Genomic DNA, 11,670 nt, shown 5'->3' with positions numbered 1-11,670 from the left:
CATGCCTGAGAATGGCGAGCGGATTGGCTTCATCGGGCTTGGCATGATGGGGGCTGGCATGGCGGAGTGCATCCGCAACGCCGGCTTTCCGCTCATCGTCCACGACATTTCGGAAGAGAGATGCGCACCGTTCCGGGCAGCGGGCGTGGAGATCGCGTCTTCGGCAAAGGACCTTGCCGACAGGGCGACGATCGTCATCTCCTGCCTGCCTACGATCGAGATGGCGCAAGATGTCGCCTGTGGAGCAGGTGGGCTGATCGAGGGCGAGGCGATCCAGATCTACGTCGAAACCGGCACAGTGGGGACGGCAGCGATACGCGATATCGCGGACCGGCTGATGGAGCGCGGCATTGCGACAATCGATGGCCCGATCAGTGGCGGACAGGCCGGCGCTCAGAAGGGCACGCTTTCGACCATCCTGGCTGGAGCGGATGATGCAATCGCCAGGTTCAAGCCGGTGGCGGAAGCCTATTCCAGCCATCTCTTCGTCGTTGCCGACCATCCTGGTCCCGCCCAAACGGCCAAGATCATCAACAACATGCTGTCCATGACCGGTTTGATCGCCGCCCTGGAAGGCATGGTGTTGGGCGCCAAGGCTGGTCTTGATCCAAAACAGCTGCTCGACATCATCAATGTCAGCACCGGGCGCAATTCGGCGACGCTTGAAAAGATCCCCCAACGGGTGCTGCCGCGGACCTTCGGCGGTCATATCGAGACAGGCGTCAAGGACCTCAGCCTCTACATCGAGGAGTCGCAGGGGCTTCAGACGCCTATCTGGATGGCCAAGGAAGCGCTCGGCGTGTTCCGCGAGGCGATCGAAAACGGCTATGATCGCGAACTCCTGCGGGTGATCGAGTATATGGAAGCGCTGGCCGGTGGCGTGCAGGTCAAGCAGCGATAGACGACAGGGGGAGAGCTGATGCAGGTGCAGGAAGATCCGCGGATCGATGAGGTTCAGGCTGCACTTGTGGAGTTCGCCACGAGCTTCAGCTTCGATGATCTGGGCCACGCCCACATCGAGCGCTGCACGCTCCATGTCATCGATACCTTCGCGTCTTTCATGGCGGGATACGAGTCGGAAGCGAGCCAGAGGGCGCTGAGCGTCGTGCAGGGGCTCGCTGTATCATCCGGTGCATCGCTGCTCGGCACGCGCCTCAAGGCGCAGCCGGATCTTGCAGCCTTCTTCAATGCCACGACTTCGCGTGAGGCGGAGCAGAACGACGTCTATTTCCCGCCTATCGGCGGCGGCAACCATCCGAGCGATGTTCTGCTGCCGCTCTTCAACGTTGCGGAACATGCCGGTGCATCGGGCGCGGAATTTCTGACTGCGATCATCGTGGCCTACCAGGTGTTCCTGCACATCGCGGATCGGGCAAGGATCAACGGTTTCGACCAGTCCGCAATCGCAGGCATTGCCGTAGCCGTCGGTGCCGGAAAGCTTCTGCGGCTGTCGCCTGAAGAACTGGCTAACGCCATTTCGATCGTGACCGTGGCAAGCAATCCGCTCAACCAGTCCCGCCGAGACACGCTCACCATGTGGAAGGCGGCAGCAGCGGGCGAGGCTGGCCGCGCTGGCATATTTGCTGCACTTCTCGCCAAGGGCGGGATGCAGGGCCCAAGCCTTCCTTTCGTGGGCCAGCTGGGCTGGACAAAGGTGATCGCCAAGGGCGAGCTGGACATGTCGACGCTCGATCCGCGAAAGGGCGGAAGGCTTCGTCTCTACGACGTGATGATCAAGCCCCGCGCCGCCTGCGCGTCTGCCATCTCGTCGATCCTCGCCGCCGAAAAGGCCTATCGTGAAATTGGCGATCCGGAGACAATCACCAAGGTGACGGTGACCACCTACGAATCCGCGCGCTCGTTCATTGGCCATCTTCCGATCCACTGGAATCCGACCACGCGCGAAAGTGCGGACCACAGCATTCCCTATGCGGTGGCTGCTGCGCTCGTGGATGGAACGGCTGGCGTGGCGCAGTTCATGCCTGATCGTCTGTTCGATCCGGTAATCCGCAGCGTGCTGTCGAAGGTGGAGGTGGTCTCCAGCGATGAGTTCACCGCCGCCTACAAGAAATACCCTTCCGAGCACCATACGACCGTCGAGGTCGAGCTTGCCGACGGCCGCCGTGTCGTCGGCGAGGCGGGCGGCGCCAAGGGCGACATGGCGAACTCGGCGACGGAAGAGACGGTCACGGCCAAGTTTCGCGAGCTGTGCGAGCCTTTGCTCGGTCAATCCGGCGCGGCACGGGCGCACGACCTGCTGTCAGGCATCGTCCAGCTGAAGCGGCTGGACGATGTGGCAAATGCCTTCGTGGTCCCGTCGAAAAGCGAATAGCCGACCTACTGGAAGTAGAGCCTTGTCGGATTATCGATCAGCACCTTCTGCAGCTGCGCCTGATCGCAGATGCTGACCAGCCGGTCCACGAGCTGGCCATCATCGGGTGAATGGGTCGTCATGTTCGGATGCGGCCAGTCTGTGCCGAACAGGGTGCGGTCCGGCGCGATGCGCAGCAGCTCACGCGCGATCTCATCAACGTCTGTGTAGGGCGGACCAGCGCGTGTCAGGCGCTCGGCTCCGCTGATCTTCACCCAGAACTTGTCGTCCTGAAGCAGCTCGGCCAGACGCCCGAAAGATTCTCCGTTGATGCCTTCCTCGACAGGCATCAAACCCATGTGGTCGATCGCCACGGGAACGGGGACCTCCTTCAGGAAAGGCGTTATGCCGGGGAGTGCGTCAGGCTCGAAATAGACCACCATGTGCCAGCCGAACTTCTTCACGCGGTCGAGGATGGCGCGGCACTCGTCTAACGGTTGGGCAGCCTTGAGACGCGGCACGAAATTGAACCGCACGCCGCGCACGCCGACCTCGTTCATCTCGGCAAGCTGATCGTCCGTCTCCTGACCACTGAGAATAGCGATGCCCTTCCAATGATCGCGCGTGCGCAGCGCGTCGACCATGGCCGAATTGTCCGTACCGTGGCAGCTCGCCTGCACCAGTACGGCGCGCTCGAAGCCCAGATGGGCATGCAGCGCTTCCAGGGCCTCGGCAGGTGCGTCGGGCGGGATGTAGCTCGACTTCGGGGAGTAAGGGTACCGGTCTCCGGGGCCGAAGATGTGGCAATGGCTGTCGCAGCTGCCTGCCGGCAACTGGGCCTTCGGCCTGGAAGGAGAGGGATGCGGTGGAATATAACCCGGCGTGACCATTCGTTTCCCCTATTAGCGGATGGCCGAGATGCCGGTCAGTTCGCGGCCCTCGATCAGTGTGAGGATCTGGTTGGTGCCGTCCGGAATCGGCAGCATGCGAACGTCCCGGTAAAGCTCTTCCAGACCGAGTTCCGTGCTGATGCCCATGGCGCCATGCACCTCCATGGCCAGTGAAATGGCCTTCTGGCAGGCGGCGATAGAGTAACGTTTTGCCATTGCGCTCAGCTGGTTGGCGTTGATGTCCTTGTCGATGCAATCAAGTGCATAGTAGCAGAGCAGGCGGCTCGTCGTCACCGCTGTGGAGATTTCCGACAGCAGCTGCTGCACCAGCTGGAAGCCGCCGATCTTGCGCCCGAACATCACGCGCTCACGGGAATACTGAACCGCGGAGTCGAGCGCCTTCTGCGCCATGTTGACGGCAAGCAGGCCCATCATGGGGCGCTGGACAAGCCACGTCTGGTGCATCACCTTCTGGGCGCTTGCGTCGTCCTCTCCGCCAACAACATTGCGGATGGGCGCACGATAGTTGTCGAAGAATGCCTCGCCAAGATTGCCCTGCTTGAAGCCCAGCGTCGGCGTCTTGCGGGTAACGAACGGCGCATCCTCCTTGTCGGCAATGATACGGATGAGCTTGCTCGGGCCCTTCGGATCTTCGCTCGCATTGGCGATCACCAGCATGAAATCGCAGATGGCTGCATTCGACGCCCAGACCTTCTGGCCGTTGATGACCATATGGTCGCCGTCCCGGATCGCACGGGTGCGGATGGCACGCGGGTCTGAACCGGAATTGGGTTCCGTCGAACCAGTGCTGCCGAGCTTGTCGCCCTTGAGGATCGCAGGGATGTAGCGCTCCCGCTGTTCCGGTGTGCCGCCATAGTAAATGCGGACGGCGGTCGTCTCCTGCCCGCCGCAGATGAACGACACAACCGGCGGAAGCATCTCCTTCATCAGGCCGAAGGTCAGTGCGTTGACGCCCACGCCGCCTGCCTCCTCCGGCAGTCTCAGCCCGGTGAAGCCAAAGGGCTGGCAGATATCCAGTATCTGTCTGGTCGCTTCCCGCGTGAGCGGCTTGTCGGGATCATGGGCCCTGAGGATGGGATTGATATCCCGATCGACCATCTTCTTGATCGACTCCTGGAGCATCTTCTGCTCGTGCGTCAGCTGGAAATCCATCCTCTCTCCTCCCGGTGCGTGGCGGCTCAAGCCATATGAGGCTCAGGCAAGCTATCCATCAAATGAAATATCATTATAACATTATATCTACGCATTTTGAGCATGCGTCAAGCGGGCCGTCTCGCAAGGCCGGGCCGTGGATGGCGCATGTTCAAGGTGAATCCGCAGGACACGTGGTCTGCCGATTGGCGGCAGGGTCTACGTCTGCATGGGTGCGCTGCAGTGCCCGCTCACTGTTGAAATGTGGGGGCGAATAAGCGCCGCCGCTGGCTACCGCATGTCGGGCGGCGTGATGTTGCTTTCGAACATCGGCTGGCCGCTGCCGGGCTGCAAATCCACCAGGAAGCGGTAGTTTTCCGGATGGTAGCGCGAATAGAGGTAGCGCACGCGTTCATTGCCGGCCGTGTAGTAGGTCCGCCGGGCCGCAAGCATCGGCGTTCCGACGGCAAGTCCGAGGCATTCGAATACGGTCTCGTCGGCGAGTTCGGCGGTAATTTCCTGCTCAGCCCGCTCGATGCGATGGCCCAGCGACCAGTTCTTGGAATCGCCGCGCGAATAGATCTCGGCGAGCGTGAAACGCTTCTTGTCGAGGTGGGTCACCACACGGCGGTGAACGACGGGTGTGCCGACGGGACAATCGAAAATCTTCGCCAGATTCTCATCCGCCTCGATGGTCTTCTCGAAATGCAGGTCGTGCTGGAAGAGCGAGTTGTTCTCAAAGAAGCCGGACAGCCGGAACACGCGGCGGTTGGAACTGCGAAAGGTGACTTCCGTGCCAACGCCCCTGCGCCGCACGACGATGAACTGTGCCGCAAGCTCGGAAACCGCCCGGCGCACCGTGATCCGGCTCACGCCATAGTATTGGCAAAGCTCGTCTTCCGGCGGCAACCGGTCGCCGTAACGATACTCCCCGGCGAGGATGCGGTCGAGCAGATCCTGCCGAACCTGTTCGTGTAAACTGCCATATGCGGAGAAGCGTGTTTTCTTTGCCATGTGAGACGATGGGCCAGTCTTCATAAAGTTATTACAAAACCGAGAGCAGGTTGCCTTATTAACATAATAAGGAATCTGGTGCCCGCCCGTTCTGGCCTGCCCCCAGCCTCCAGATGTTTACATATGGGCCGCTCGGCGGACTGTCAATCCAGGATGGCCCAAGCGCTGGAGCGGCTTTGCCGTAGCTAGTCTACGGACCCGCGTGAGAACGATCCTGCTCGCTCCGCTGTGAAAATCCGAGCCAGGTCCACCATGAACACTCAGGGAAAAATTCCGTCTTTTCCTAAAAGAGATATTGTTATAACATTTGGTCAAAGTGGTTGAGGGAGGTGCAATGTGTCTGACGAGCGTGGCGTTCGAAATCTGCGGTGGCAACCCCATTTCCGCCACTCCGCCGGAAAGCTTGGCAGCCATTTCATCCGGGCAGTGCGCGAAGGCAAGCTCGTGGGATGGAAGACGCAGAGCCTTGGCGTGACGGTTCCGCCAATCGATACGGGGGAAGCTGGCGAGTGGGTGGAGGTCGGACCCCGTGCCGCGCTTGTGACCTATGCACCGAACGACAATGCGGGGGGCAGCATCCCGGCAGGCAAGTTCTTCGCAACCGTCAGGATCGATGGTGCAGATGTGGTGACAGCCGCGCTGGTCAAATGCGACGAACCGGCCGGGCTCACGCCGGGCGCCGCGCTGACCGCAAAGTTTGTGACATCGGATGATGCTGCAACGCTTCCCATCTTTGAGCTGGTGGCAAATCCATGAGGGCCGGCATTTCAGGAGCAGCATACACGCTGGATAGGCAGATCGCTGGCGGAATGGATGCAGTCGTCCAGGATGTCATCCAGCGCGCTCTCGCCGACGCAGCCATTCAACTCGCTGACGTCGACATGGTGATCACGGTGGCGAGCGACGCGCTCGACGGGATGATGGTCCCGGTTCGATCCGACATGGCTGGCGGATTCGGAAAATCGTATCTCAACATTCCCTCGTCTGCCGGTCACGCGCTGATGGCAGCAGCGTCATCCATCGAAGCGGGTGATGCGGAGACCGTTCTGCTTGTCGGCTGGGGCGCTGCCTCGAAGCTGGCGGAGTTCGACAGCCGGACCAATCAGTTCGATCCATTCTATCTAAGGCCGCTCGGTGCTTCCGTGGCGACACTCCAGGCGATGCAGGAGCAATCGCTGATCGATCAGGGCCTGATTTCCCGAGAAGATGTCGGACTACTTGCGTCGCGCATGAGCGAAATCACTTGGGGCAAGAGCGAACCGGCCACCTTCTGCGATGGCGCGGCCGCGATTGTATTGCAGCAAAATGCTGCGGGTCTCATCTTTGATCACATCGGCTTTGCTTCGCGTGCCCAGATCCCGCTCGATGGCAATCTTGATCCCGCAATCTGGGTGGAGGAAGTCACTAAAAAGCTGGAAGATCCGGGTTTCATTGAGATCTGCGGGCAAAGTCCGTCGTTCGAACTGCGCGCGCTAGCAGCAATCCCGGGAGCCAAGCGCACGAACGCCCATGGCGGAAGCTCGCAAGGCTGGTTCGGTCCGGCATCGCCGCTGCGTAACCTTGCTGCCCTGCATGCAGCGGCGGGGGAAAGTGGGCGGCAATCCGGGCTGCTGATCGATCTCGCTGGACCGCTTGGGCAGCATGTGACGGCAATCCAGTTTCGTGCGGGAGGGAGCCATGCGGCATAAAGACGATATGGCTGCGATCCTTGGCGTGGCGCAGGTTCCCATGCGCACCCGCATCCCGGAAATGACCTACCCGGACTTGCTCGCTACCGTCGCGGCGCGTGCGGTAGAGGACGCCGGGCTCGCCCGGGACGAAATCGACGGGCTCATTCTGGCGCAGGCGCCTACCGCGACCCTTGGTGTTGACGAACCCCAATATTGGGGCATCGCCGGTTTGCCCGGAGCCCACGCCTTCCTCGGCCGCGTGCATGTTGCGGCGGCTTCGGGCCTTTCGGCGGTCCGGCTCGCCGCTTCTTACGTCGCCTCCGGCCGCGCCAAACATGTTCTCGTGGTCGCAGCCGATCTGGCTGACGAAGGCGACAGCCTGCGCGGCGCGCTCGCCCAGATGCACGATCCGTTCACCAGCGGGCAGGCGCCCATCAACGCTATCACAGCGGCGGCTTTACAGAGCACGCACTACATGGCCACCCATGGCGTCAGCGAGCGGATCTTTGCTGCTCCAATCGTCAAGAACAGGCTGAACGGCGTCGGCAATCCCTATGCTCAGCTGCGCAAACCTGTGACTGCGGAAGAAGTGCTGGATTCCCCCGTACTTTCCTGGCCGATCAAGCGCCTGGAAAGTTCGCCGCGCACCAGCGGTGCGGCTGCCGTGGTGATCGGCAAGGCGAATTCCAAGCGGTCCGTGCGGATCGAAGGGTTCGGCAATTTTGCGGGTGCGAAATCCATTGGCGCCCAGATGGTGCCCGGATGGACAAGCTATCTCGACGGGTCCGATGTCACGCAGGCCGCGCAACGCGCCTATTCAGCCGCTGGAATTTCAAACCCGCAGCAGGAACTCGACTTCGCGGAGGTCTACACGTCCTTCAGCATCTTCGAGCTGTTGAGCATTGAGGGTCTGGGGCTCTGCGCGAAGGGTGAGGCGGCCCGGCGCATTGATGCAGGCGAGTTTCATCGCGGCTCGAGGCTCCCGGTCAATGCAACGGGCGGCGCGACATGCGGCAACCCGATCAGCGCCGGTGCACTTGTCCGCATCGCAGACGCGACGGCGCAGCTGCGCGGTGAGGCTGGAGATTGCCAGGTAGAGATCAGGCACGGCCGCGCGGTAGTCACGGCCATCGGTGGTCTGTTCCAGACCCATGAAGTGGGAGTGCTTGCGATATGAGCGGGGCCAGGGAACAGGTTCGCAAGGACCCGGAAGGAATAGAGTTCGTCCAGGCGAGCTGGGACGTTCCGCAGAAGTATCATGCCGATCCCCTGCTGCTGAAATTCTTCGAGGCATTGAAGGAAAAGCAGCTGCTGGCCGCCCGGGCATCGGGTGAAAAGGGGAGGGTGATTTTTCCGCCCACAAGCTTTTGCGAGGTGACGTTCTCAGCCGTCACGGAGCTGGTGCCGATCGGCCCGAAGGGCAGGATCGTAACCTTCACCATCCTGCCCGGCACCACGCCGAAGCTCATCGTATTCGTCCAGCTGGAAGGCGCAGACACTGCATCCGCCGGTTACCTGCGCGGCGTTCCCGAAGGTGAGATGACGTCGCTGTCGCTGGTTGGCGCACCTTGCACCGTCGTTTTCGCCGACGAGCCGAAAGGCGACTGGTCCGACTTCTGGTTTGAACTCATCGACTGAAACGCGCGCCCCTTGCCGCGCCTGCCACGTGGATTTTCGAATGACTGAACAAGCTCTTTCCGGACTGCTCGTTGTTGAACTTGGCACGCGGCTCGCCGCCGCCATTTCCGGCAACCTGCTGATGCAGCTCGGCGCAACCGTGGTGTCGATCGAAACGGATGGAGATGCCGCACGCTACGATCTGAAGGGCTCCCATCGGCCAGTAATGGCGGCAGGCAAGCTGAGCTTTGCTCCACGTGCAGGCGTAATCGAAGATGAGCGCATGCTGGCCGGGCTGATCGAGCGCAGCGATCTCGTCCTCACTTCAAGCGACGTGGATACCCCATTGTTTCGCAAGGTGCTTGAGGCGGCGAAGAACACGATCGTCTGCGATATTACCGCCTTCGGCAAGGTCGGGCCGCTGGCCGGAGAACCCGCGACCGAGTTCGAGATCCAGGCGCTGACAGGCGTTTCCGACACGACCGGCCTCGCCGACGGACCGCCGACGCCGATCCTCCTGCTGATCGTCAGCTATCTGACAGGCGTCTACTCGACAATTGGCGCGCTTTCCGCGCTTTATGCACGGGAGCAGCAGGGCGTTGTGCAGAACCTCGATGTCTCCCTGTTCGATTGCGGATTCATCTCGCTCAATACGTTCCTGGCCTCCACTTTGACGGACCCGATGGCGAAGAAGACGCGGCTCGGCAATCGCCACCCGACGGTTGCTCCCTGGAATACCTACGAGACATCCGACGGATGGGTGCTCATCTGCGCCGGAAATCAGGCTCAATGGGAACGCCTCTGCCAGACGATGGGTCGCCCGGATCTCGCCGAGACCTACCGCACCCAGGGCGAGCGCATTCGCAACATCGTGGAAATCGATGAAGCCATCGAAACCTGGACGAAGACGCTGACAACCGCCGAATGCGTTGACGAAATGATCCGCGCCGTGGTCGCCTGTGGCCCCATTGCGCCTGTCGAGGGCTATCCGCGCGAGGAAAATCTGGACCATCGCCGCATGATCCACGAACTGCTTGATCCGCAGTCGGGCAGGGCGGTCTTTGTTCCCGGATCGCCTATGCGCCTATCGGAAACGCCGTGGCAGGCACCGACGCAGATCCCTGCTCGAGACGGCAGTCGGGACGCGATCACGAAGCTTATTGATCAGCTTCGGCCACAACCCGCACGTACAGCTCCCGCCGTGCTGAAGCGGCCGCTTTCCGGCATCAAGGTGATCGAGCTTGGCCAGTACACGACCGCGCCGCTCTGCGCGAAGCATCTGGCCCATCTCGGGGCCGAGGTGATCAAGATAGAACGTCCGGGCGGCGATGAATCACGCACCTGGCCGCCCCATATTGACGGCCGCTCCATCACCTTCCGGTTGAACAACGCGGACAAGCGTTCGCTGACGCTCGACCTGACAAAGGAAGCGGATCGCGGCGTCCTGCGCGAACTGGTGTGCCAGGCCGATGTACTGGTGGAAAACATGAAGCCCGGCGCGCTCACCAAGTTCGGTCTGCCGCCCGCGCGCGTTCTCGAGCTAAACCCCAGGATCGTCTATTGCTCGATCAGCGGGTTCGGCGCGGACTCACTCTACCCAACAAGGCCGGCGTTCGACACGGTGATCCAGGCCATGTCCGGCTTCATGGCAACCCTGAGCGACTCTCGCATCCCCCTGAAAACGGGAATTTCCTCGTCTGATACCACCGGCGGCATCATGGCCGCTGTAGCGATCCTTGGCGCACTCAATCACCGGGAGCGAACCGGACGTGGCCAGCATATCGACATGTCCATGCAGGATGTCACCGCATGGCTGACGCAGACCGCCTGGAACGGCAGCAAGGTCAAGGCTCCGGCAGTCATCGAGTGCAGCGACGGTTATGTCTTCGCCGAGGACTTTGAGGGCTCCACCGAACCAAGCTCCCTTGCCAAGCATAAGCTTGCCGACCGGCTTCGGCAGGAGGGCGTGAAGGCTTTTCCTGTGCTGAGCCTGAAAGAGGCGACGCAGCTTCCGCAGTCGCTGGAGCGCAAGATCTGGTTTTACCTGCATAGTTCCGGCTTTGAATGGCCGATGCTGGACAGCCCGCTGCGGCTTGAGAAAACGCCACCTACGGTTTCTCATATTGCACCGGAGCCGAACAGCGACGCCGCCGCTATACTGCAGGAGCACGGGATCGCATTTGAACCCGAAGCTTGATCGTTCCAGGCAGGAGCTGCGATGACACAGTTTGAAACCCTGATGGTGGAGACGGTCGAGAAGGCGTTGGTCGTCCGGCTCAACCGGCCCGAAAACCGGAACGCCATCAGCATCCGCATGATGGCCGAACTGGTCGAGGTGCTGACGGAGGCGAACCAGCTGAAGGGCGTTTCCGCCGTCATCGTCACTGGGAACGAGAGCGTCTTTTCTTCCGGGCGCGACCTGAAGGAGGCAGCCGCCAGCGGCGATCCAAGCGCAGCCATTGCGGCCTGGCACCGGGTCACCGACAGCATGGAGCAATGTGCAAAGCCGGTCATCGCCGCGATTGAGGGCCATTGCCTGACGGGTGGTCTGGAGCTTGCCCTTGCCTGCGATATTCGCGTTGCGGGGGAGGGCGCTCAGTTCGGGATCACCAGTTCACGCCTTGGCACATTGCCGGGCTTCGGCGCCTCGCAGCGCCTGCCGCGTCTCATCGGCGCCTCCCGCGCGCTCGAACTGCTCTTCATGGCCGATGTGATCGGCACGGCCGAAGCCTATCGGATCGGCCTCATCAACCGCCAGACGGAGCAGGGCAGGGCACTCCAGGAATGCCTGAGCATGGCACGCACTCTTGGCGAACGCGCTCCCTTGAGCCTCGCCGCAATGAAGAAAGCCGTCTATGGCGGCATCGAAATGCCGCTGGCCGAAGCCATCCAGTGGGAGTTGCCCATAGCGGCTTCGCTCAGCCAGTCGCGGGACCGCAAGGAAGGCATGGCGGCCTTCGCCGAAAAGCGAAAGCCCAATTTCACAGGGGAATAGAGCGGTTCCAGGAAAAGTGGG

The 11,670-nt window shown here is 61.5% G+C and carries 11 protein-coding genes; 8 read left to right on the top strand and 3 right to left on the bottom strand.

What is annotated here, in order from left to right:
• The first annotated feature begins 1 nt into the window (after nt 1).
• Together IEX27_RS10285 and IEX27_RS10280 are read left to right on the top strand one after the other, a co-directional pair.
• Nucleotides 2-901, top strand: coding sequence for an NAD(P)-dependent oxidoreductase (locus IEX27_RS10285; protein WP_188720958.1), 900 nt, complete (start codon nt 2-4; stop codon nt 899-901).
• Nucleotides 902-919: 18 nt separating this feature from the next.
• Nucleotides 920-2,332 carry an MmgE/PrpD family protein gene (locus tag IEX27_RS10280; RefSeq protein ID WP_188720957.1) on the top strand — a complete coding sequence of 471 codons (1,413 nt, stop codon included), beginning with the start codon at nt 920-922 and terminating at the stop codon, nt 2,330-2,332.
• 5 nt (nt 2,333-2,337) lie between these two features.
• Here the strand turns inward: IEX27_RS10280 and IEX27_RS10275 are convergent, their stop codons facing one another.
• From IEX27_RS10275 to IEX27_RS10265, 3 genes are all read right to left on the bottom strand, one after another.
• A complete protein-coding gene (locus tag IEX27_RS10275) occupies nt 2,338-3,201 on the bottom strand; it encodes an amidohydrolase family protein (RefSeq protein WP_188720956.1) in 864 nt (287 codons plus the stop codon).
• Nucleotides 3,202-3,213: 12 nt separating this feature from the next.
• Entirely contained in the window at nt 3,214-4,374 is a 1,161-nt protein-coding gene (locus tag IEX27_RS10270; protein ID WP_188720955.1) for an acyl-CoA dehydrogenase family protein, read from the bottom strand.
• Nucleotides 4,375-4,644: 270 nt separating this feature from the next.
• Nucleotides 4,645-5,367 (bottom strand): GntR family transcriptional regulator, encoded by a 723-nt coding sequence (locus IEX27_RS10265; RefSeq protein WP_188720954.1) that lies wholly within the window; start codon nt 5,365-5,367, stop codon nt 4,645-4,647.
• A gap of 336 nt (nt 5,368-5,703) precedes the next feature.
• On the opposite strand from IEX27_RS10265, the gene IEX27_RS10260 reads away from it, so the two are divergent.
• From IEX27_RS10260 to IEX27_RS10235, 6 genes are read left to right on the top strand one after another with little or no spacing between them, the layout of a single operon-like run.
• A complete protein-coding gene (locus IEX27_RS10260; protein WP_188720953.1) occupies nt 5,704-6,123 on the top strand; it encodes a hypothetical protein in 420 nt (139 codons plus the stop codon).
• Nucleotides 6,120-7,055: a beta-ketoacyl-[acyl-carrier-protein] synthase family protein gene (locus tag IEX27_RS10255; protein ID WP_188720952.1), complete on the top strand. Its 936-nt coding sequence runs from the start codon at nt 6,120-6,122 to the stop codon at nt 7,053-7,055. The genes IEX27_RS10260 and IEX27_RS10255 overlap by 4 nt, the downstream gene beginning before the upstream one ends.
• Nucleotides 7,045-8,214: a thiolase family protein gene (locus IEX27_RS10250; protein WP_188720951.1), complete on the top strand. Its 1,170-nt coding sequence runs from the start codon at nt 7,045-7,047 to the stop codon at nt 8,212-8,214. The genes IEX27_RS10255 and IEX27_RS10250 overlap by 11 nt, the downstream gene beginning before the upstream one ends.
• Entirely contained in the window at nt 8,211-8,675 is a 465-nt protein-coding gene (locus IEX27_RS10245; protein ID WP_188720950.1) for a Zn-ribbon domain-containing OB-fold protein, read from the top strand. Before IEX27_RS10250 ends, IEX27_RS10245 begins: the two co-directional genes overlap by 4 nt.
• A 40-nt stretch (nt 8,676-8,715) precedes the next feature.
• Nucleotides 8,716-10,851, top strand: coding sequence for a CaiB/BaiF CoA transferase family protein (locus tag IEX27_RS10240; protein WP_188720949.1), 2,136 nt, complete (start codon nt 8,716-8,718; stop codon nt 10,849-10,851).
• A gap of 21 nt (nt 10,852-10,872) precedes the next feature.
• Nucleotides 10,873-11,649, top strand: coding sequence for an enoyl-CoA hydratase/isomerase family protein (locus tag IEX27_RS10235; RefSeq protein WP_188720948.1), 777 nt, complete (start codon nt 10,873-10,875; stop codon nt 11,647-11,649).
• Nucleotides 11,650-11,670: the final 21 nt, after the last annotated feature.

The sequence above is a fragment of the Nitratireductor aestuarii genome, assembly GCF_014641695.1.
GTDB lineage: Bacteria > Pseudomonadota > Alphaproteobacteria > Rhizobiales > Rhizobiaceae > Chelativorans > Chelativorans aestuarii.
Note: the sequence above shows the minus strand (reverse complement) of the source record. Positions and strands in the feature narration are given on the sequence as shown.

Excerpts from the sequence above, each read along its gene's own strand:
- IEX27_RS10285 (WP_188720958.1), top strand. The coding sequence starts at position 2 with ATGCCTGAGAATGGCGAGCGGATTGGCTTCATCGGGCTTGGCATGATG.
- IEX27_RS10280 (WP_188720957.1), top strand. The coding sequence starts at position 920 with ATGCAGGTGCAGGAAGATCCGCGGATCGATGAGGTTCAGGCTGCACTT.
- IEX27_RS10275 (WP_188720956.1), bottom strand. The coding sequence starts at position 3,201 with ATGGTCACGCCGGGTTATATTCCACCGCATCCCTCTCCTTCCAGGCCG.
- IEX27_RS10270 (WP_188720955.1), bottom strand. The coding sequence starts at position 4,374 with ATGGATTTCCAGCTGACGCACGAGCAGAAGATGCTCCAGGAGTCGATC.
- IEX27_RS10265 (WP_188720954.1), bottom strand. The coding sequence starts at position 5,367 with ATGGCAAAGAAAACACGCTTCTCCGCATATGGCAGTTTACACGAACAG.
- IEX27_RS10255 (WP_188720952.1), top strand. The coding sequence starts at position 6,120 with ATGAGGGCCGGCATTTCAGGAGCAGCATACACGCTGGATAGGCAGATC.
- IEX27_RS10250 (WP_188720951.1), top strand. The coding sequence starts at position 7,045 with ATGCGGCATAAAGACGATATGGCTGCGATCCTTGGCGTGGCGCAGGTT.
- IEX27_RS10245 (WP_188720950.1), top strand. The coding sequence starts at position 8,211 with ATGAGCGGGGCCAGGGAACAGGTTCGCAAGGACCCGGAAGGAATAGAG.
- IEX27_RS10240 (WP_188720949.1), top strand. The coding sequence starts at position 8,716 with ATGACTGAACAAGCTCTTTCCGGACTGCTCGTTGTTGAACTTGGCACG.
- IEX27_RS10235 (WP_188720948.1), top strand. The coding sequence starts at position 10,873 with ATGACACAGTTTGAAACCCTGATGGTGGAGACGGTCGAGAAGGCGTTG.